Consider the following 19915-nt stretch of genomic DNA (forward strand, 5'->3'; position numbering starts at 1 on the left):
TTCCCCCTCTCAATAGCGCCTATGCGAAATGCTTGGGGAGCCCGCCCGACACGTCGCAGCCGGAATGCGACATGGGCAGGTCAGCCGCGGGTCAGTTGCCTGCGCCGCAGAACTTGCCTGCGCCACAATTCGACACCTTGCCGGCCGGACGGTTGACGATCGGGGGCTGATCCTTGGCGTTTGCCACATCGCCGACCGAATCTGTGCCCGCTACGACCTTGCCGAGGACGGTGCGGCCCACGCCTGAAGCGGGCAGGTCTTGTTTCTGACGCCCCGTAGCGGTCTGTCCTTCGTCGGTGGCAGCGGCGTAGGTTTCTGCGCCAAGCCCGATGCGCTTCTTGATGGTGTAGAAATATTCGCCCGGACCAAAGGATCCGTGAGCCAGCCCGCGCTGCTGGGCGAAGTCGATGCCCATAACAATGAGAAACGCAACTGAACAGAAAGACAAAAATGCGAGCTTGCCCAAGGCGCTTACTCCGATAGCTGATAATTTGGCATAATTTGCTCCTGAAACCCGGCAGGAATGCGGCCTGTTTGGTGCAATTCAGCGATAAGTAGTTAATTTGTAATCTATCCGTACGGTTAAATTCGCCGGACGGAACCGTCAAATGCGGGAGACGGTTGGGAAGGTCACCGGGTCAGGCTGCGCGGAGGGCCTGTAAGCCGGATTCTGTTCCCGGCGGTTGCCCGCCGTTCGATGACCATTCCTCTACGGTGCATGTTGCCATGCACCTTTAGCTGCCAACCCGACCCCTCTCGGCGAAAGCGTGCCTAGCGGCGGTATCCCCGAAGGGACCTGTCCCGCGCGGGGGTCCTATTCGGCATTGCTCCCGGTGGGGCTTGCCGTGCCGCCCCTGTTGCCAGGGGCGCGGTGGGCTCTTACCCCACCGTTTCACCCTTACCCCGGCGGACCGGGGCGGTCTGTTCTCTGTGGCGCTTTCCGTCGGGTTTCCCCGCCCGGGCGTTACCCGGCACCGTTGCCTTCCGGAGTCCGGACTTTCCTCGGAGGTTGCCCCCCGCGGCCATCCGGCCCTCCGCGCGGGCATTGCTTTGACAGGCGCAGGGGCGCGGGTCAAGCGGCTGCGACGCGGGCATGTGTGACCTGTTTCACAGACCGGGGCACCCGTTTCGGCCTAGTCTGAGGCGATGGGGTAATACCGGCGCCGGGCTCACTCGCCCGCGCCGCGACTTGCGGGAGACGACCATGACCGACCTCAAAGTCGCCCTGTCGAGGCTGGGCAGGGAGCACGGATACTACAGCCCCAAGGGCGGCCTGCTGGACGATGTGCGCCGCCTGCTCGGCGCCGCGGCCGGGCCCGAGCCGTCGCTGCCCGGAGCGGAACGCGAGGCGCGCCGACTGGCGCGGCTGCTTCGCGCGCGGGCGCGCGCCACCGCCGAGGTCGCCGAAAGCCGGTTCGAGGCGGTCCGGTCCCAGACGACCGAGACCTGGGGCCGCTGGTGGACGGCGCTTGGCGAATACGGCGAGGAGTCGCCGGAGGCGCAGAAGGCGCGCGACGCCTATCTCAGCGCGCTGCTGAACCACGATTGCGAATTGCGCTGCCGGTTGCTGGACTGTGCCTTGCTGATCGCCGAGTCGGGCCGGCAGGAACAGGAACTCGTGCAGATCGCCGAGGCCCAGAGGGCCGCCGAACGCGCTTGCGCCGCGGCGGTGCGGGATACCGGCGGCCCCGGAGCCGCGCGGCTGCTGGCGGGCGTCCAGTCGCTGCGCGCGCCGCTGGCGCGGTTGCAGAAGGCCCACGCGCGCATTGTCGCGCTGGCCCAGGTGGAACAGCGGCGGATCGAGACCATCAAGCGCTCGAACGACAGCTGGATCTCGGACATCCGCGCCAAGAACCTTGGCGATGCCGTGCGGAAGGCGTTGAAGGCGCTGGGTATCGCGGCCTGAGCATGGCGCGGCGCCTCTTTCCTTGGCTGGGGCGAAAGGCTATGCCTCGGCCATGCCAAGGATGAACATTCCGACTCTGCTGACCACTTTGCGCCTGCTGGCCGCGCCCGGCCTCGCGGTGATGTTCCTGTTCTTCGCGCGGCCCTATGCCGACTGGTTCGCCCTGGTGCTGTTCCTTGGCGCGGCGATCACCGACTGGTTCGACGGTTATCTCGCGCGGATGTGGAAGCAGGAAACCCGGATGGGCGCGATGCTTGACCCGATCGCCGACAAGGCGATGGTGGTGATCGCGCTGAGCGTGATCCTCGGCTATTCCTCGATGTCGCCCTGGCTGGTGCTGCCGACCACGATGATCCTGTTCCGCGAGGTCTTCGTCTCGGGCCTGCGCGAATACCTGGGCAATGTCTCGGGCACGCTGAAGGTGACCAAGCTCGCCAAGTGGAAGACGACGGCGCAGATGGTGGCGATCGCGGTGCTGTTCAGCCAGGGGATCTTCGAGCATCATCTCGGCGTCGCCTCGTGGGGGATCGACCCCGAGCAGTTCGACGCGATCCTCACCGGGCGGATGCCCGACCCGCAGGGGCTGCGCTGGACGGCGAAGGCGGTGGAGTGGTCCGGGCGGGCCGGATTGTGGCTGCTCTGGATCGCGGCTGGCCTCACGCTGGTGACGGGCTATGATTACTTCCGCAAGGCGCTGCCGCATCTGAAGGAGGTGCGTTGATGGAGGTTCTGTATTTCGCCTGGGTCCGCGAGCGGATCGGGCTGCCGAGGGAGCGGGTCGAGACCGTTGCCACCACGGTGGCCGGGCTGGTCGAAGAACTGCGGGCGCGCGAGCCGCGCTACGAGGCGGCCTTCGCCGACCTGAAGGCGTTGCGCGTGGCTGTCGATCAGAAGCTGGCCGATTTCGACGCGCCGCTGGCGGGGGTGCGCGAGGTCGCCTTCTTCCCGCCGATGACCGGGGGCTGAGGTGCGGGTGGTGGTGCAGTCCGCGCCCTTCGATCTCGGCGCCGAGGCCGAGGCCTTCGGGCGGGCACCCGGCATCGGTGCCGTCGTGACCTTCTCGGGCGTGGTGCGCGACCTTGGCGACGGGCTGGCGGCGATGGAGATCGAACACTATCCGGGCATGAGCGAGGCAGCGCTGGAGGAGATCGCGCGGGCCGCGGTGGAGCGTTGGTCGCTGGCGGATGTGCTTGTGATCCACCGCTTCGGCAAGCTGGTCCCCGGCGAGCGGATCATGATGGTGGCGACCGCTTCGGCCCATCGCAAGGCGGCCTTCGAGGCGGCGGAATTCCTGATGGACTATCTCAAGTCTCGGGCCCCCTTCTGGAAGAAGGAATACCGGGCCGACGGGTCGGAATGGGTGGCCGCGAAGGGTGACGACGAGGACGCCCTGACCCGCTGGTGAAAGCGTCCCAGCTAGGACGCTATCCAACCAATTGTAATCGTTGTGTATTTTCGGGGAGTGAATCCGGGACACCGGTTTTACCTCGATTCCGGGCCGTGGCGGCGGGGGTGATCCCGCCCTGCGAGGGCCGTTTTCTTTCGGGCGGGCGGCCCCTAGAATCCGCTCTGAGGCAGAAGCAGGAGAAGACAATGCGCAGCAGGATTTTCGCGGCGGTCGTGGTGGCCGGGCTGGGGGCGGTACTTGGCGGCGGCCCGGCTTGGGCGGCGTCGATGGGGCGTTACGAGGTGCATGGCGTCGAGGCGGATGACTTCCTCAAGATGCGCGCCGGGCCGGGGACCGGATACGTGGTGGTGCTCGGCCTGCCGAACGGCACGGTGTTGCAGGTGCAGGAGTGCACCCAGACCGGCAGCACGCGCTGGTGCCGGGTCGCGCTCGACCAGGCACGGGGGATGAAGGGCTGGGTGTCCTGGACCTATCTGCGGAAGCGATGACCGGAGGGGGGCTTGTCGAGGGACACGCGGGAGGGTGCGCAATGAATGCGCACCCTACGGTGAGGCGAAGCTTGCGAGGGAGCGCCCGCCGCGCGGGGGAGGGCGCGAAAGCGCCGGGCGGGCGAAATCCTGCGAGGATTTCGGTTCGTTTTCCTGCGAGGAAAACGGGGCACCTCTCCGCTGGCGCGAATTCCTCGCAGGAATTCGGCCGTTTTCCGCGCCGGAAAACGGTGGCGGCCAGGAGAATGGGTTTTCGCGCCCCGCGCTAGGTGGTTGCACCCCGCTGCCCCGCTGGCCTACACAGGGCAAAGGCAGAAGAGGAGAGCGCTTATGCGCCGCGTCGTCGTTACAGGTCTGGGAATCGTATCCTCCATCGGCAACAACCGGGACGAGGTCATCGCCGCCCTCAAGGCAGGGAAGAGCGGGATCGTGGCCTCGGAGGAAATGGCCGAGCACGGGTTCCGCAGCCGGGTTGCCGGCACGCTCAAGCTCGACGTGACCGAGCATGTCGAGAAGCGGGCGCTGCGCTTCATGGGGCCGGGGGCGGCCTATGCCTATATCGCCATGAACGAGGCGATTGCCGATGCCGGTCTGGACGAGGCCGATATCGTCAACCCGCGCACCGGCCTTGTCGCCGGGTCGGGCGGGCCGTCGACCAGCGCGATCTTCGCCGCGCATCAGACGGTGCTGTCGAGCGGCGCGACCAAGCGGATCGGGCCCTTTGCGGTGCCGAAAGCCATGTCCTCGACAATCTCGGCGAACCTCTCGACCGCCTTCAAGATCAAGGGCATCAACTATTCGATCACCTCGGCCTGTTCGACCTCGCTGCATTGCATCGGCAATGCGGCCGAGCAGATCATGATGGGCAAGCAGGACGTGATGTTCGCCGGCGGCGGTGAGGAGCTGGACTGGACGCTGTCCTGCCTGTTCGATGCGATGGGCGCGATGTCGTCGAAATACAACGACACGCCGGAGAAGGCCTCGCGGGCGTTTGACGCCAACCGCGATGGGTTCGTGATCTCGGGCGGCGGCGGCATCGTCGTGCTGGAGGAGCTGGAGCACGCCAAGGCGCGCGGCGCCAAGATCTATGCCGAGGTGACCGGCTATGCCGCCACCAGCGACGGCCACGACATGGTGGCACCCAGTGGCGAGGGTGGCGAGCGGGCGATGCGGCTGGCGCTGTCGACGCTGCCGCAGGGCCGCAAGGTCGGCTATATCAACGCGCATGGCACCTCGACGCCGGTGGGCGACGTGGGCGAGGTCATGGCGGTGCGCCGGGTCTTCGGCGAGGGCAGCACGCCGCCGATCAGCTCGACCAAGTCGATGACCGGCCACGCGCAGGGCGCGGCCGGCGCGCTGGAGGCGATCTTCAGCCTGCTGATGCTGGATGGCGATTTCATCACCCGCTCGATCAACGTCGAGACGCTGGACCCGGCCTTGAAGCCGGAAGAGATTGCCACCGCCCATGTCGAGAACGCGGGTCTCGACTCTGTGATGACCAATTCCTTCGGCTTCGGCGGCACCAACGGGTCGATGATCCTGTCCAGATATCACGGGTAAAACATGAGCGAGCAACTCAAGGGCAAGCGCGGCCTCATCATGGGGGTGGCCAATGACCGCTCCATCGCCTGGGGGATCGCCAAGGCGATGCACGAGGCGGGGGCCGAGCTGGCCTTTACCTACCAGGGCGAGGCCTTCGGCAGCCGGCTGAAGCCGCTGGCCGAAAGTGTCGGATCGGATTTCATGGTGGATGTCGATGTGACCGACGACGCCTCGCTGGACGCCGCCTTCGCGCAGCTGGGCGAACGCTGGCCGACCATCGACTTCGTGGTTCATGCCATCGCCTTCTCGGACAAGTCCGAACTGACCGGGCGGTTCCTGAACACAACGCGGGCGAACTTCAAGAACTCGATGGATATCTCGGCCTATTCCTTCATCGACGTGGCGCGGCGCGCCTATCCGCTGATGAAGGACAATGGCGGCACGCTGATCACGCTGACCTACCAGGGCTCGCAGCGGGTGGTGCCGAACTACAACGTGATGGGCGTGGCCAAGGCGGCGCTGGAGGCGGCGACGCGCTATCTGGCGAACGACCTCGGCCCCGATCAGATCCGCGTGAACGCGATCAGCCCGGGCCCGATGAAGACGCTGGCCGGCGCGGCCATCGGCGGGGCGCGCAAGACCTACAAGTTCACCGACCAGAACGCGCCGCTGCGCAGCAATGCGACGCTGGAGGCGGTCGGGGGCACGGCGGTCTATCTTGTTTCGGACGCTGGGAAATTCACCACGGGCGAGATCATCCGGGTGGACGGGGGCTTCCACGTCCTGGGGATGCCGCAGCCCGATTTCATCTGATCGGGCGCGACGCTCCGAATAATTCCCAAAGCTCGCCACGCGGCGGCCACAGTCGGGGGCGATACCGGCTGCATGAGCGAGATCGATACATCCATACGCCAGGACATGCCCGACCGTCGCGGCGCTATGCTGAACGGGGTGCTGAGACTGGTTGCCATCGGCGCGATGGCGCTGATCGCGAGTACCCTTCTCAGCAACCCGAGGATCACCGGGTTGCTCTGGGGGAATGCCGTCAGCGCGACGCAGAGCCAGCCCGCGCGCTGAGGCTCCGGCGCGATCGGATCTTTCGCGCCCTGCCGTCCTGTGCAACTCTCCGCGCCGACAAGGGGGAGTGCGATGGCGATCACCACATGTGTCTTCGATGCCTATGGCACGTTGTTCGACGTGGCCGCGGCGGCGCGGCAGGCGGCGGCGGAGCCGGGGTTCGAGAGGCTGCGCGATAGCTGGGCGCAGGTGGCGCGCGACTGGCGGCAGAAGCAGCTGAGCTATTCGTGGCTGCGCGCGGTGGCCGGGGCGCACGCGGATTTCTGGGAGGTGACGCAGGACGGGCTCGACTGGGCGCTGGAGGCGAACGGGCTGGGCGGCGAGGTGGCGTTGCGGCAGCGGCTGCTGGATCTCTACTGGGAGCTGCGGGCCTTTCCCGAGGTGCCGGCGATGCTGAAGACGTTGAAGGCGGGCGGGCTGGCCACGGCGATCCTGTCGAACGGGTCGCCGAGGATGCTGGAGGGGGCGGTCAGCTCGGCCGGGATCGGGGATGTGCTGGACGACGTGCTTTCGGTCGAGAGCGTCGGCGTCTTCAAGCCGGCGCGGGTGGTTTACGACCTTGTGGGCCAGCGGTTCAGCTGCGCGCCGGGCGAGGTGCTGTTCGTTTCGTCCAATGGCTGGGATGCGGCGGCGGGGGCGGGATATGGGTTCTTCACCGCCTGGGTGAACCGGGCGGGAGAGCCGATGGACCGGCTGCCGTGGAAGCCGCACCGGGTGCTGAAGGATCTGACGGGCATTCCGAAGGAGGCAGGACTTTAGATGCAATTCAAGACGTCGGACGGGCTGAGCCTGCATGTCGAGGACGCAGGGAGCGGCAAGGTGTTGCTGTGCCTGCCGGGGCTGACGCGCAACACGCGCGATTTCGATTTCGTCGCGCCGCACCTGGGCGACTACCGGGTGATCCGGATGGATTACCGCGGGCGCGGGCAGTCCGAGCGCGACCCGGAGTTTGCCAATTACAACGTGGTGCGCGAGGCGCGGGACGTGGTCGAGCTGCTGGACCATCTCGGGATTGGGAAGGCCTGCGTGCTGGGCACCTCGCGCGGGGGGCTGGTGGCGATGGCGCTGGCGGCGCTGTTCGGCGACCGGCTGGGCGGTGCGGTGCTGAACGACGTGGGGCCGGTGATCGCGCCCGAGGGCATTGCCTTCATCATGACCTATGTGGGCAAGCGGCCGCCCTACCGGACCTATGACGAGGCGGCGGCGGCGCTGGAGCGGATCTATTCGCGCAGCTTCACCGGGGTATCGCCCGAGGTCTGGCAGCGCATGGCGCGGGTGCAATACGACGAGACGCCGGACGGGCTGGACCTGCGCTATGACCCGAAGCTGCGCGATGCGCTGCTGGCGCAGGCCGAGGCCGGCCCCGCGCCGGATCTCTGGCCCTGGTTCGAGGCGCTGAAGGGCCGCCCGGTGGGCGTGATCCGGGGCGCCAACTCGGACCTGCTGAGCCCCGCGACACTGGCCGAGATGCAGGCCCGTTTCCCCGAGATGATCGTCGAGACCGTGCCGGGGCGCGGCCATGTGCCCTTCCTCGACGAACCTGAATCCTTGCGCGTGATCCGCGCCGTGATGGAGAGAACATGACCTCGATTGCCCTGATCGAAGCCGCCGCCCAGCGGCTGGCCGGCCCCGCGCGGCGCACTCCGCTGCTGTCCTCGCCCTTCCTGGACGAGATCGCCGGGCGGCGGGTTCTGGTGAAGCCGGAGTGCCTGCAGCATACCGGCAGCTTCAAGTTCCGCGGCGGCTGGTCGGCGGTCTCGGCGCTGGACCCGGAGGTGCGGGCGCGTGGCGTCATCGCCTTTTCGAGCGGCAACCACGCGCAGGGCGTGGCGGCGGCGGCCAAGGGGCACGGGGTGCCCTCGGTCATCATCATGCCCTCGGACGCGCCGCAGCTGAAGATCGCCAATACCCGCGCGCTGGGCGCCGAGGTGGTGCTCTATGACCGGGCGAACGAGGACCGCGATGCACTGGGCGCGAAGCTGGCGGGCGAGCGGGGGCTGACGCTGATCAAGCCCTTCGACGAGCCGCAGGTGATCGCCGGGCAGGGCACCACCGGGCTGGAGATCGCCGAGCAGGCCGCCGAGGAGGGCGTGAGCCGCGCCGACGTGCTGGTCTGCTGCGGTGGCGGCGGGCTGACCTCGGGCATCGCGCTGGCGCTAGAGGCGAAGGCGCCGGGGCTGCGCGCGCGGCCGGTCGAGCCCGAGGGGTTCGACGACGTGGCGCGCTCGCTGGCCGCCGGATTGATTCAGCGCAACCCGCGCCTGTCGGGGTCGATCTGCGATGCGATCATCACGCCGCAGCCGGGCGACATTACCTTCCCGATCATGCAGCGGCTGTGCGGGCCGGGGCTGGCGGTGAGCGAGGAAGAGGCGCTGCGCGCGATGGCGCTGGCCTTCCTGCGGCTGAAGATCGTGATCGAGCCGGGCGGCGCGGTGGCGCTGGCGGCGGCGCTGTTCCGCCCCGAGGCGGTCGAGGGCGATGCGGTGATCGCCGTCGCCTCGGGCGGGAACGTCGATGCTGGCATGTTCTGCGAGGCGCTGGAGCGCTTCGGCGGTTAACCGGCGGTTTCGTCGCTTGGCAGCAGGCCCGTCGGATCGATACCGCGGGCCTGAGCGCTGGCGCGCACGGCCTCGCGGAAGACCTGGCTGCGTTCGATCAGCTTGCGGAAGCGTTCCTCGTCGAGCACCAGCAACGTCGTCGGCGCGATGGCGCGGACATCGGCGCGGCGGGCCTTGTTGGTCAGGATCGCCATCTGGCCGAACATCTCGCCCCGGCCGAGACGCGATGTCTGCCCCGCCGAGACCAGTTCGACCGCGCCGGAGGTGATGAAGAAGACGCTTGCCGCGCCGCCGTCCTTGCGCAGGATCACCTCGCCCGCATCGACATAGCGGGTCATCAGCGACCGGCTCAGCCGTTTCAGGGCGGCATCGCCGAGATCGGCGAAGAGGGGGAACTGCTTGACGAATGTCACCCGCTGCAGCGCCACGTCGAGCGGCGGGCGGTCCTCGGCGGCCACGCGGCGTGCGTCGAGTTCCTGCATCAGCGCGGTATAGACCTCTTCGCCGATCAGCCCGTCCTCGCGCATGGCGACGTATTCGCGTTCCTCCATCCGCAGGGCGGTGCGGCGGATGAAGCGGCGCTCCAGTTCCTCGGCATAGCCGGGGTATTGCAGGCGCAGGCCTTCGAGCGCGGTCTCGACCATCTCGATCCGGCGCGACAGCAGTTCGCGCAGCAACTCGGCGACGCGGCGGCCGTGGATGCGGCGGATGCGGCCGTCGATGAAGCCGCCGAGGTCGCGCAGGGTGAGGCGCTGGGAGAGCAGCAATTCGAAGCGGTCGGCGGTGATCCGGGCCAGCGGGCCGGAGAGGCCGAGGCGGCTGTGCAGGAAGACCGCGACGCGGAAGCCGCGGCCGTAGGCGACGCTGCGCCGGGCGGCGCGCTGATAGCCGTTGCGGCCCTTGGACTGGGCGCCTTCGATCAGACGCTCGGCATCGGAGAGCACGAGTTCGGCCATTCGGGCCGAGATGGTGCGTTCGCGGACGCGTTCGAGGATGGTGTCGCGTTCGTGGCCGGCCAGGGCGATCAGGCCAAGCGCGATGCGGTCGCGGTCGAGGATCTCGGAATTGTCCTCGGCGGCCTTGACCGCCTGGTCGAGGCGCTCGCCGAAGCGCTTGGCCTCGGAGCGGATGGTGTCGCGGTTGAGGTCGTAGTTCTCGGTTGTGCGGGCCACGTCCTCGCGCACGGTCTGCAGGGCCACGGCGACGACCTGACGCGACAGGGCCTCGTCGATGGCCGAGAGGCGGTCGAGGCCGAGCTTGCCGATCACCCAGCGCAGCGTGGTGCCCTGCACCAGGAGGGTGAAGAGGGTGAAGCCGGTGGCGAGAATGCCGACGACGCGCTGCACCGGGTCGGGAACGAGGAAGCTTTCTGTCACGGCGAGGGCCAGGGCCAGCGTCACCGCGCCGCGCAGCCCGCCCCAGAGGATCGCCACCCGATAGGGGCCTTCGACCACGGGCGAGAGCTTGAGCGCGGTGAGCAGCGGCAGGAGGCCGAAGAGGATCACGGCGCGGGCGGCCATGGCGGCGAGGATCACCACGCCGACCAGGACGAAGTCGAACAGCCGCACCTCTTCGAGCAGGCGGGGGATGAGCAGCGCGGCGAGAATGAAGATGAGCGCGCCGGCCCAATGCGCCAGCACGCCCCAGAGTTCGCGCAGGTTGGTCCAGGCCTGCGGCGGCAGCCGGCCCGGCGCGGTCAGGTTCATGGTCAGGCCGGCGGCGACCACGGCGATCACGCCCGAGGCGCCGACGCTTTGTTCGGCGCCGATGTAGACGAGGTAGGGCAGGGCGACCGAGATGGAGGTCTGCGCCAGCTCGTGGCGGCGCAGCAGGGCCATGGCCCAGACCGCGATGCGCGCGGCGAGCCAGCCGACCAGCGCGCCGCCCAGGATCAGCACCGGGAACTGGGTGAGGGCGGTGCCGAGCTCGGGGTCGGGGATGCCGAGCATGACGAAGGCCATGAACAGGCCGAAGAGGGCGATGGCGGCGGCGTCGTTCAGCAGGCTCTCGCCCTCGATGATCCGGGCGAGGCGGCGGGGGGCGGAGATCGAGCGGAAGATCGAGACCACGGCCGAGGGGTCGGTGGTGGAGACGATGGAGCCGACCAGCAGGCAGGCCGCGAGCGGCAGCGCGCCGGTCCAGGACAGGGCGAAGCCGACGCTGAGGGTCGCCACCACCACCGCGACCACGGCCAGGACGAGGATCGGCACCCAGTCGTCGATCATGCGGCGCAGGTTCATGCCGAGGGTGGCCTGGAACAGCAGCGTCGGCAGGAAGACGTAGAGGAACACGTTCGAGCGTATCGGCAGGCCGAGAATCGCCTCGGCCACCGGGTTCAGTGCGTCGGTCAGGGGGGTGTTCAGAAAGAAGATCGCACCGGCGCCGATCAGCAGGCCGAGCACCGCGAGGATCACGCTGAAGGGCATCCGAACGCGCGCGGCAAAGGGTTCCGCGACGCCGATGACGAGGAAAAGGGAGGCAATGACAGTGGTTACGAGGATGATGTCCATATGCTCCCCTTAGCAGAAGAATTCTGAATCGCACGTGCAAATTAAGGGCCGTGGGAAGGGACCGGCATCAGGGCGCCGGTGCGCGGATACAGGAGGGCTTGGCGGATGCCGGACAGGGCAATCGAGAGGCGGGAGAGGGGCAGGACCGCGCGCAAATGCTGCGCTGGCACGTGTTGGCTTTGGGAGAGGATTTCGAGGGTTTTGGGGCGCTTGGGGTATTCGATGTGCGCACAGGTTCGCTGCAATTGCCTTGGAGTTCGGTGACCGCATGGGGTCATCCCGATTTCTGGAAGGCTGGTCAGCCTTTTCTGGGTTGCCCGGCCAGATACCAGCTTCGCCGAGGGCGTCTGTGAAAACGGCTGAGCGAGCCCATCTGAGCGGGGCGCTCGGGTCAGTCAACTTCATGCAGGCCAACCACTTGTCAGCATGGAGCATTCGCGGGCTCTTGGATCAATGATAATTCCGTTTGTCTGGAATTCGTTCTATTTCCGTCTTGGTATAGACATGAATTCCCTATTTCTGAGATTCATTAATCTACGGGAATAGAACGCCAATGAAAGCTTTACTTCGGCTCTTGCCAGCCGCGGCCCTTGTGGGGCTCACCGCCTGCGGGACCACCTACGAACTTCCGACACTGGGCGAACCTCAGACACAGAAGGCCGCGAGCCTGTTCGCGGAGGCGCGTCAGGAAGGCCCGCGCCGGCAACTCTCCAATAGCGCGGCCGAAGCCCGGTTTGCCCGCGTGGCCAGAAAGGTCTCGCCCGTTGGCAAAGCCGTCTGCGAGCAGGCCTCGGCCGGGAAGGTCGGCGTGAACTGCAATGTCCAGGTGGCGATCGATCGCGACATGGCCGAGCGGAACGCCTATTTCACCTATGTCGACCAGCAGCCGGTGATCCGCCTCTCGATGCCGCTTCTGCGTGACACCGCCAACGATGACGAAGCGGCCTTTGTCATGAGCCATGAATACGGCCACCTGATCGGACGGCACATCGAAAAGAAGCAGCAGCAGGCGCTTGCGGGCGCGCTCCTGCTGGGCGTCATCGCCGCGGCGGCCACGGCGCAGTCGACACCCTATGGCAGCACCTATGACAGCAGCCTGGTGAGCGACAGCATGGAGCTCGGCGCGGCCGCCGGGAAGATGGCCTATTCGCAGAGCTACGAGCTTGAAAGCGACACGCTGGGCACGCGCATCGCCTATGCCGCCGGCTACGATCCGACCGCGGGCGCCAAGTTCTTTGCCCGGCCCGAGTCGGCGAAGGCCTCTGCCGGCAAGCTCTCGTTCTGGGGCACCCATCCGCCGGATGCCAAGCGGGTTGCGACCGTCCTGGCCACGGTCGACCAGATCAACGCCAAGGTCGGGTTGAAGAAGGTCAGCAACTGACCGCCTGACGCCTGAACGCCCCGCAGCCAATGCTGCGGGGCTTTTTCCTGCGGATCCGGCCCGCGAAGGGAGAGGCCGAAGGCCATTGCCGTGCTCTGCCGGAAGGGGCGTCAGCGGCCCGAGGCATGGAAGACCAGCCAGAGGGCAGGGCCTTTACGAGCGTTTCAGGTTTCGCTGTTGTCGTCAGCCTTCACCAAAGATGCGTCGGTTTTGCCGAGCCGCTCCAGATCGCCGAGCATCGTGATCGCCTGCGCGGCATAGGGCCCGATCCAGCGGTTCTGAACGTCGTGGATCGGGAGGGCGTCGAGATGGTTCCAGCGTTCGCGGCCCCGTCGTTCGACAACCACCAGCCCGGCTTTTTCCAGGACTGAAAGATGCTGCATCACGGTGCAGCGGTCGAGATCCGTCAGTGTCGCGCACAGGGTGCCGGTTGTCTGCGGGCCATCCTTGATCAGATCGAGTATGCGCCGCCGGGCCCGATGGCCAAGCGCCTTGAACAGGGCGTCAAATTTATCTTCGGTTGACATGTTATTCTTTTATAACATGATTGACCGAAGGCAAAGAGGATTCGCATCATGGAGTTGAAGTTCACCGTGGCCGGACGCATCGCCAAGCCGGTCGAAGAGGTTTTCGAGGCCGTGGTCGCTCCTGACCGGCTGTCGAACTATTTCACCACCGGCGGCGCACGGGGGCGGCTGGAAACCGGGGCCGAGGTGACCTGGGACTTTCACGACTTTCCCGGCGCCTTCCCTGTCCTGGTGCAGGAGGTCATCCCGAATGAAAAGATCGTGCTGCAATGGGAAGCCGACGGGGAGAGCGCGACCTGGACCACCGTCACCATGGAATTCAGCCGACTGGATGACGGTCGCACCCTGGTTCGGATCAATGAATTCGGCTGGCCCGAAACAGATGCGGGCCTGACGTCCTGCCTGGGCAACTGCGAAGGCTGGACCGGGATGCTTTGCGCCATGAAGGCCTGGCTGGAGCACGGGATCAACCTGCGGAACGGATTCTACAAGTAGCCCGAGTGCCTGAAACGGAGCGAATTGGCATGGAAGCTGGAAAGAACATCGCCCTCAAGGTTCCCCTGCATCGCTGGGAGGAGACCGTGGCCTTTTACCGCGACAAGGTGGGGTTGCCGGTCGCCTCGGAGCTGAAGAACAGCACCGGGTTCGAGTTTGGCGGCCTGACGCTGTGGATCGACCGCGTTGCGCATCAGAGCCAGGTGGATGTGTGGATAGAACTGTTCGACGACGACCCCGACGCCGCGCTGTCGCGGCTCGGCAGCCCTAACCGGGATGAATTGGAGCCGCTGACCGAGGTGACCGGGCATTGGACATCGGACCCTGCCGGGACGGTGATCCTGTTGCGCAAGGAACGGATGGGATGAGCCGCTGAAAGGGGGGCACCGTTCCCTGGCCGGTGATGTCGTCGGGCGGCATCACGGAATCGGGCGTTGGCACCTCGGGTGGCGTTGCCGCCGCTCGAAACGCCGCCGTGCTGGTCAGAGTTCGCATCGGCATGCTCTTGTGAGCATGCCGATGGTCGCTTCAATCCTACAACCCGATCAGAAGTCGAGGTGTTCGACGCTGAGGGCGTTCTGCTGGATGAACTCGCGGCGGGGTTCCACCGTGTCGCCCATCAGCTTGGTGAAGATGTCGTCGGCCTCGACCATGTCGTCGATCTTCACGCGCAGGAAGGTGCGGGCGTTGGGGTCGAGCGTGGTTTCCCAGAGCTGTTCCGGGTTCATCTCGCCCAGGCCCTTGTAGCGCTGCAGCGAGAGGCCCTTCTGGCCCTCTTCCAGGATGGCGGCGAGCAGGCCGAGGGGGCCGAAGATCATCTGGTTGCGGTCGCGGCGTTCGAGCGTGGCGGTGGTGCCGTAGACCTCCTGCAGGCTCTTGGTGAAGCTGCCGGTCTTGCGGGCCTCGCCCGAGCGCAGCATCGGGCCGTCGAGGGTGCGGACCTCCTCGACCCCGCGCAGGATGCGGGCGAGGCGGATGCCGTGGTCCTGGGTGATGCGGCCGGTCCAGCCCTTTTCGTATTCCAGCGCGATCATGTCGAGCCGGCGGGCCACGGTATCGGCGACGCCCTGGAGGTCGGCATCGACCGCGCCGGGCACGAAGGCACCGGCCACGGCGGCCTGTTCGAGGATGTGGCGCGGGTAATGCGTCGGGAAGGCGTCGAGTACGCGCTTGAGCTGGCGGGCCTCGTCCACCACGCGGGTGAGGTCGGCGCCGGAGAGTTCCTCGCCGCTGCCAAGGCGCAGGATCGCGCCTTCGACGCCCTGATGGATCAGGTAGTCGTCCAGCGCCGCCTGGTCCTTGAGGTAGACCTCGGACTTGCCGCGCGACACTTTGTAGAGCGGCGGCTGGGCGATGTAGAGGTAGCCGCCCTCGATCAGCTCGGGCATCTGGCGGTAGAAGAAGGTCAGCAGCAGGGTGCGGATGTGCGCGCCGTCGACGTCGGCATCGGTCATGATGACGATCTTGTGGTAGCGCAGCTTCTTGATGTCGAACTCGTCCCGGCCGATGCCGGTGCCGATTGCCATGACCAGGTTGCCGATCTCCTGGCTGGAGAGCATCCGGTCGAAGCGGGCACGTTCCACGTTGAGGATCTTGCCGCGCAGGGGCAGCACCGCCTGGGTCAGACGGTCGCGTCCGGTCTGGGCCGAGCCGCCGGCCGAGTCACCCTCGACCAGGAAGAGTTCGGTCTTGGAGGGGTCCTTCTCGGAGCAGTCCTTGAGCTTGCCGGCGAGGAAGTTCACGTCCATCGCCGTCTTGCGTCGGGTAAGTTCGCGCGCCTTGCGGGCTGCCTCGCGGGCGAGCGCGGCCTCGATGATCTTGCCGACGATCATCTTGGCCTCGTTCGGGTGTTCGTCGAACCATTCGGTGAGCTTCTCGTTCACCAGGTTCTCGACCGCGGGGCGCACTTCGGAGGAGACCAGCTTGTCCTTGGTCTGCGAGCTGAACTTCGGATCGGGCACCTTGACCGAGAGCACGCAGGTCAGCCCCTCGCGGGCGTCGTCGCCGGTGAAGTTGATCTTCTCCTTCTTGGCAATGCCGGAGTCCTGGGCGTATTTCGTGATGGTGCGGGTCAGCGCGCCACGGAAGCCGGCGAGGTGGGTGCCGCCGTCGCGCTGGGGGATGTTGTTGGTGAAGGGCAGCACCGTCTCGTGGTAGCTGTCGTTCCACCACATGGCGACTTCCACGCCGATGCCGTCACGTTCGCCCGAGATGAAGATCGGCTCGGGCATGGCGGGAGTCTTGGAGCGGTCGAGGTAGCGCACGAATTCGCGCACGCCGCCGTCGTAGAAGAGTTCCGAACGCAGCGCCTCGGCGGGGCGTTCGTCGATCAGGATGATGCGCACGCCCGAGTTGAGGAAGGCCAGTTCGCGCAGGCGGCGTTCCAGCGTCTCGAAGGAGTATTCCAGGTTCGAGAAGGTGTCGGTCGAGGCGAGGAAGCGCACCTCGGTGCCCTTTTCGCCCGGCGCGTCGCCGACCTCGCGCAGGTGTTCCACCGTCTCGCCGCGTTCGAAGCGGGCGTAGTGCTCCTTGCCCTTGCGCCAGATCCGCAGTTCGAGCCAGTCGGACAGCGCGTTCACCACCGAGACGCCCACGCCGTGCAGGCCGCCCGAGACCTTGTACGAGTTCTGGTCGAATTTGCCGCCGGCGTGCAGCTGGGTCATGATGACCTCGGCCGCCGAAACGCCCTCTTCCTCGTGGATGTCGGTGGGGATGCCGCGGCCGTTGTCGCGCACGGAAACGCTGGAATCGGCGTGGATCTTGACCGTCACCGCGTCGGCGTGACCGGCCAGTGCCTCGTCGATGCCGTTGTCGACGACCTCGTAGACCATGTGGTGCAGGCCCGAGCCGTCGTCGGTGTCGCCGATGTACATGCCGGGCCGTTTGCGGACGGCGTCCAAGCCCTTGAGAACCTTGATGGAATCCGCGCCGTATTCCTGCGGGTTCTGAGCGTCTTCGGACATCGGGATTATCCTTCTTGAGTTCGGCATTTTATACTGACTCTTGGGGGGCTTGTCACGCGCCCGCCCAAGATTTTGTGTCATGCCAGGGCGATTATCAGCGCCACGATAAGCAGGAGAATGCCGGAGGCCTGGTTGAGCCTGCGGATCGCCGTTCCGGACCTCAGGAAGCGCCGCATCCGGTCGACGAAGAGGGCCAGGCAGAGGTTCCCGGCGAGCGGGATCAGGGCCGACATGGCGACGATCACGCTGATGTCGGCGGGGGTGGCGCGGGTCAGGTCGAAGAAGCCGGGAAGCACGCCGATGTAGAAGAGCACGCTCTTGGGATTGCCGAGCGCCACCGCCGCGCCGGCGGTCAGCCCGGCCAGCCGGCCGGGGCGGGTGAGGCGGCGGTTCTCGTCGATATGGCCCCGGTCGCTCAGCAGCGAGAGGCCGATGATGACGAAGATGGCGCAGGCGACCCAGCGCAGCACGGTCATGGCGCCGTCGACCTCCTGCACCACCCAGGAAACGCCGAGGATGGCGGCGAGCGGCCAGAGGATATCGCCGGTGACCACGCCCAGCGCCAGCGGCCAGGCGGCGCCGAAGCCGCCCGAGACCGCGCGGGCGATCAGCGCGAGCCAGACCGGCCCCGGCGTGATGAAGAGGATCAGCAGCGCGCCGGCGTAGAACCAGAGCTCGAAGGCGGTGACGGTCATCGCGGGTGCACCTCGGAAGCGCCGCCCAGGTCGAGCACTTCGAGGCGCTGGGCGCGGTCGCCGAGGTCTTCGAAGAGCTCGGGGCCGGTGCCGGTCATCCAGGCCTGGGCGCCAAGCGCGCAGATCTCGTCATAGAGCGCGGCGCGGCGGCTGGCGTCGAGATGGGCGGCGACCTCGTCGAGCAGCAGGATCGGCGGCGCGCCGATGTCCTGCGCCAGTGCGCGGGCATTGGCGAGGATCAGCGAGATCAGCAGCGCCTTCTGCTCGCCGGTGGAGCAGTCGCTGGCGGGCACGTCCTTCGCGGCGTAGGTGCCGTGGAGGTCGGTCCGGTGCGGGCCGACCAGGGTGCGCCCGGCGGCCATGTCGCGGCTGCGGCTCTCGGCCAGGGCCTCCTTCAGGTCAGCCTCGGTGGCGGGCATCTCGCCTTCGGGCTGGCGCAGCTCCAGCGTGGCGGCGGGGAAGGCGGTCTCGGCGTCCTGCTGGGCCGCCTGCACGCGCGCCAGGGCCGCCTGGCGGGCCATGTCGATGCGGTGGCCGGCATCGGCCATCTGGCTCTCCAGAGCGCCATACCAGAAGGCGTCGCGCACCTGGTCCTTGAGCAGGCGGTTGCGTTCGCGCATCGCCTTCTCGTAGGCCAGCGTCGCCTCGGCATGGGCGGGGTCGAAGCTGAGCACCATCCGGTCGAGAAAGCGGCGGCGGCCGTCGGCGCCTTCGATCCAGAGCCGGTCCATCGCCGGGATCAGCCACAGCACGCGGGCGATGCGCCCCAGCGCGAGCTGGGAGGCCGCCTTGCCGTCGATCAGCACCTGCCGCGCGGCGCCGTTCTCGGACCAGGTCTCGATCTCGTGGGTGGCCTCGGCGGTGCTCAGCAGGCCGGAGAGCTTCCAGCCGAGCGCCTCGGGGCGGCGGGTCATTTCCTCGGCGCTGGCGCGGCGCAGGCCGCGGCCGGGCGAGAACAGCGAGACCGCCTCGATCAGGTTGGTCTTGCCAGCGCCGTTGGGGCCCCAGATCGCCACCGGGCGCGCGTCGACGCTCAGCCGCGCCAGCCGGTGCGAGCGGAAGTGGGAGAGGGTCAGCGAGGTCAGGGCAAGCATGGATCAGCCCGTGCAGGAAAACTTTCGGCGAAAGTTTTCGCAAATCTTTCCGGGAAAGATTTGCCCGCTCACACCCGCATCGGCATGACGACGTAGACCGCGCTCTGGTCGTCGCCTTCGCGCATCAGGGTCGGGTCGCCGGCCGAGTTGAACATGAAGACGGCGTTCTCGCGGTCGACCTGGCTGGCGATTTCCAGCAGGTATTTCGCGTTGAAGCCGATCTCGAGCCGGTCGTCGCCATAGGCCACGGCGAGTTCTTCCTCGGCGGCGCCGCTGTCGGGGGCGTTGACCGAGAGGATCAGCCGGTCTTCGTCGAGCTGCAGCTTGACCGCGCGCGAGCGTTCCGAGCTGACCGTCGCCACCCGGTCCACCGCCTTGGCGAATTCCGAGGCGTCGACCTCGAGCCGGCGGGTGTTCCCCTGCGGGATCACGCGGGTGTAGTCGGGGAAGGTGCCGTCGATGACCTTGGAAGTCAGGGTGATGGCGGGGGTGGCGAAGCGCACCTTGGTCTCGCTCACCGAGACGGCGATCTTGGCCTCGTCGTCGTCGAGCAGCTTGCGCAGCTCGCCTACGGTCTTGCGGGGCACGATCACGCCGGGCATCGTCTCGGCGCCTTCGGGCAGCGGCGCATCGATGCGGGCGAGGCGGTGGCCGTCGGTGGCGACGCAGCGCAGCACGCGGCCGTCTTCGCCTTCGGCGACATGCATGTAGACGCCGTTCAGGTAATAGCGGGTCTCCTCGGTCGAAATCGCGAACTTCGACTTGTCGAAGAGGCGGCGCAGGACCGGGGCGGGCGCGGTGAAGTTGCTCTCGTATTCCGAGGAGGCCATCACCGGGAAATCTTCCTTGGGCAGCGTCGCCAGCGAGAAGCTGGAGCGGCCGGCATCGACGGCGAGGCGGCCCGCCGCGCTGTCGGCGGTCAGCGTCACCAGGGCGCCGTCGGGCAGCTTGCGGACGATCTCGTGCAGGGTCGTCGCGGCCACGGTGGTGGCGCCGGCGCGGTCGACATGGGCGGGCGCGCGGTCGACCACCTCGATGTCGAGATCGGTGGCGCGGAACTGGACGGTGTCGCCCTCGGCCTCGATCAGCACGTTGGCGAGGATCGGGATCGTGTTGCGCCGCTCGACGACCGATTGCGCCTGAGCCACCGCCTTGAGCAGCGCGCCGCGTTCGATGCTGAGTTTCATGCCCTCACTCCTGAGCCTCTGTGCCGGGATCGGCAAGGTAGACCATTCACAGGCCGGCACAAGCCCTTTGTTGCGCTTGCGAAG

The 19915-nt window shown here is 67.2% G+C and carries 22 protein-coding genes and 1 other RNA gene; 15 read left to right on the top strand and 8 right to left on the bottom strand.

The annotated features are described in order from the left end of the window. Positions 1-91: 91 nt before the first annotated feature. Together IE266_RS02720 and rnpB are read right to left on the bottom strand one after the other, a co-directional pair. Positions 92-466: a hypothetical protein gene (locus IE266_RS02720; protein ID WP_189678495.1), complete on the bottom strand. Its 375-nt coding sequence runs from the start codon at positions 464-466 to the stop codon at positions 92-94. 177 nt (positions 467-643) lie between these two features. After that, positions 644-1038: RNase P RNA component class A (rnpB, locus tag IE266_RS02725), an RNA gene on the bottom strand. 166 nt (positions 1039-1204) lie between these two features. On the opposite strand from rnpB, the gene IE266_RS02730 reads away from it, so the two are divergent. The 11 genes from IE266_RS02730 (at position 1205) to IE266_RS02780 (ending at position 8979) form a co-directional block, all read left to right on the top strand. Beyond that, positions 1205-1906 carry a hypothetical protein gene (locus IE266_RS02730; RefSeq protein ID WP_189678496.1) on the top strand — a complete coding sequence of 234 codons (702 nt, stop codon included), beginning with the start codon at positions 1205-1207 and terminating at the stop codon, positions 1904-1906. A gap of 52 nt (positions 1907-1958) precedes the next feature. Beyond that, a complete protein-coding gene (pgsA, locus tag IE266_RS02735; RefSeq protein WP_189678758.1) occupies positions 1959-2627 on the top strand; it encodes a CDP-diacylglycerol--glycerol-3-phosphate 3-phosphatidyltransferase in 669 nt (222 codons plus the stop codon). Next, entirely contained in the window at positions 2627-2872 is a 246-nt protein-coding gene (gene moaD, locus IE266_RS02740; protein WP_189678497.1) for a molybdopterin converting factor subunit 1, read from the top strand. The genes pgsA and moaD overlap by 1 nt, the downstream gene beginning before the upstream one ends. 1 nt (position 2873) lies before the next feature. Then, positions 2874-3311 carry a molybdenum cofactor biosynthesis protein MoaE gene (locus IE266_RS02745; protein WP_189678498.1) on the top strand — a complete coding sequence of 146 codons (438 nt, stop codon included), beginning with the start codon at positions 2874-2876 and terminating at the stop codon, positions 3309-3311. A 188-nt stretch (positions 3312-3499) separates the two neighbouring features. Then, entirely contained in the window at positions 3500-3802 is a 303-nt protein-coding gene (locus tag IE266_RS02750) for an SH3 domain-containing protein (RefSeq protein WP_189678499.1), read from the top strand. 330 nt (positions 3803-4132) lie between these two features. Beyond that, entirely contained in the window at positions 4133-5362 is a 1230-nt protein-coding gene (fabB, locus tag IE266_RS02755; RefSeq protein ID WP_189678500.1) for a beta-ketoacyl-ACP synthase I, read from the top strand. 3 nt (positions 5363-5365) lie between these two features. Then, positions 5366-6157, top strand: coding sequence for an enoyl-ACP reductase FabI (locus IE266_RS02760; protein WP_189678501.1), 792 nt, complete (start codon positions 5366-5368; stop codon positions 6155-6157). Between the two features lie 72 nt (positions 6158-6229). Continuing rightward, positions 6230-6421, top strand: a complete 192-nt coding sequence (locus IE266_RS02765) for a hypothetical protein (protein ID WP_189678502.1) — start codon at positions 6230-6232, stop codon at positions 6419-6421. 72 nt (positions 6422-6493) lie between these two features. Further along, the gene (locus tag IE266_RS02770; protein WP_189678503.1) at positions 6494-7180 is read left to right on the top strand and encodes a haloacid dehalogenase type II; all 687 of its coding nucleotides are present in this window, start codon (positions 6494-6496) and stop codon (positions 7178-7180) included. Continuing rightward, positions 7181-8005 (top strand): alpha/beta fold hydrolase, encoded by an 825-nt coding sequence (locus IE266_RS02775; protein ID WP_189678504.1) that lies wholly within the window; start codon positions 7181-7183, stop codon positions 8003-8005. Beyond that, entirely contained in the window at positions 8002-8979 is a 978-nt protein-coding gene (locus IE266_RS02780; RefSeq protein WP_189678505.1) for a threonine ammonia-lyase, read from the top strand. The genes IE266_RS02775 and IE266_RS02780 overlap by 4 nt, the downstream gene beginning before the upstream one ends. Here IE266_RS02780 and IE266_RS02785 read toward each other — a convergent pair. Further along, positions 8976-11489 (bottom strand): cation:proton antiporter, encoded by a 2514-nt coding sequence (locus IE266_RS02785; protein WP_189678506.1) that lies wholly within the window; start codon positions 11487-11489, stop codon positions 8976-8978. The genes IE266_RS02780 and IE266_RS02785 overlap by 4 nt on opposite strands. Before the next feature lie 155 nt (positions 11490-11644). On the opposite strand from IE266_RS02785, the gene IE266_RS02790 reads away from it, so the two are divergent. Next, entirely contained in the window at positions 11645-11842 is a 198-nt protein-coding gene (locus IE266_RS02790; protein ID WP_189678507.1) for a hypothetical protein, read from the top strand. Between the two features lie 455 nt (positions 11843-12297). Beyond that, the gene (locus tag IE266_RS02795) at positions 12298-12870 is read left to right on the top strand and encodes a M48 family metalloprotease (protein ID WP_229863868.1); all 573 of its coding nucleotides are present in this window, start codon (positions 12298-12300) and stop codon (positions 12868-12870) included. Between the two features lie 164 nt (positions 12871-13034). On the opposite strand, the gene IE266_RS02800 is transcribed toward IE266_RS02795, so the two are convergent. Continuing rightward, complete coding sequence (locus IE266_RS02800; RefSeq protein ID WP_189678509.1) at positions 13035-13397, bottom strand: ArsR/SmtB family transcription factor; 363 nt, start codon at positions 13395-13397, stop codon at positions 13035-13037. A gap of 48 nt (positions 13398-13445) precedes the next feature. On the opposite strand from IE266_RS02800, the gene IE266_RS02805 reads away from it, so the two are divergent. Beyond that, positions 13446-13892, top strand: coding sequence for an SRPBCC family protein (locus IE266_RS02805; protein ID WP_189678510.1), 447 nt, complete (start codon positions 13446-13448; stop codon positions 13890-13892). Positions 13893-13921: 29 nt separating this feature from the next. Beyond that, on the top strand, positions 13922-14260 hold the full coding sequence (locus IE266_RS02810; RefSeq protein ID WP_189678511.1) for a hypothetical protein: 339 nt from the start codon (positions 13922-13924) through the stop codon (positions 14258-14260). Positions 14261-14437: 177 nt separating this feature from the next. Here the strand turns inward: IE266_RS02810 and gyrB are convergent, their stop codons facing one another. The 4 genes from gyrB to dnaN form a co-directional block, all read right to left on the bottom strand. Beyond that, positions 14438-16855 carry a DNA topoisomerase (ATP-hydrolyzing) subunit B gene (gene gyrB, locus IE266_RS02815; RefSeq protein WP_189678512.1) on the bottom strand — a complete coding sequence of 806 codons (2418 nt, stop codon included), beginning with the start codon at positions 16853-16855 and terminating at the stop codon, positions 14438-14440. A 77-nt stretch (positions 16856-16932) separates the two neighbouring features. After that, the gene (locus IE266_RS02820) at positions 16933-17550 is read right to left on the bottom strand and encodes a LysE family translocator (RefSeq protein ID WP_189678513.1); all 618 of its coding nucleotides are present in this window, start codon (positions 17548-17550) and stop codon (positions 16933-16935) included. Continuing rightward, on the bottom strand, positions 17547-18644 hold the full coding sequence (recF, locus tag IE266_RS02825; protein ID WP_189678514.1) for a DNA replication/repair protein RecF: 1098 nt from the start codon (positions 18642-18644) through the stop codon (positions 17547-17549). Before recF ends, IE266_RS02820 begins: the two co-directional genes overlap by 4 nt. A gap of 68 nt (positions 18645-18712) precedes the next feature. Further along, positions 18713-19831, bottom strand: coding sequence for a DNA polymerase III subunit beta (gene dnaN / locus IE266_RS02830; protein WP_189678515.1), 1119 nt, complete (start codon positions 19829-19831; stop codon positions 18713-18715). Positions 19832-19915 lie beyond the last annotated feature (84 nt).

It is taken from the genome of Seohaeicola zhoushanensis (assembly GCF_014656415.1).
GTDB lineage: Bacteria > Pseudomonadota > Alphaproteobacteria > Rhodobacterales > Rhodobacteraceae > Seohaeicola_A > Seohaeicola_A zhoushanensis.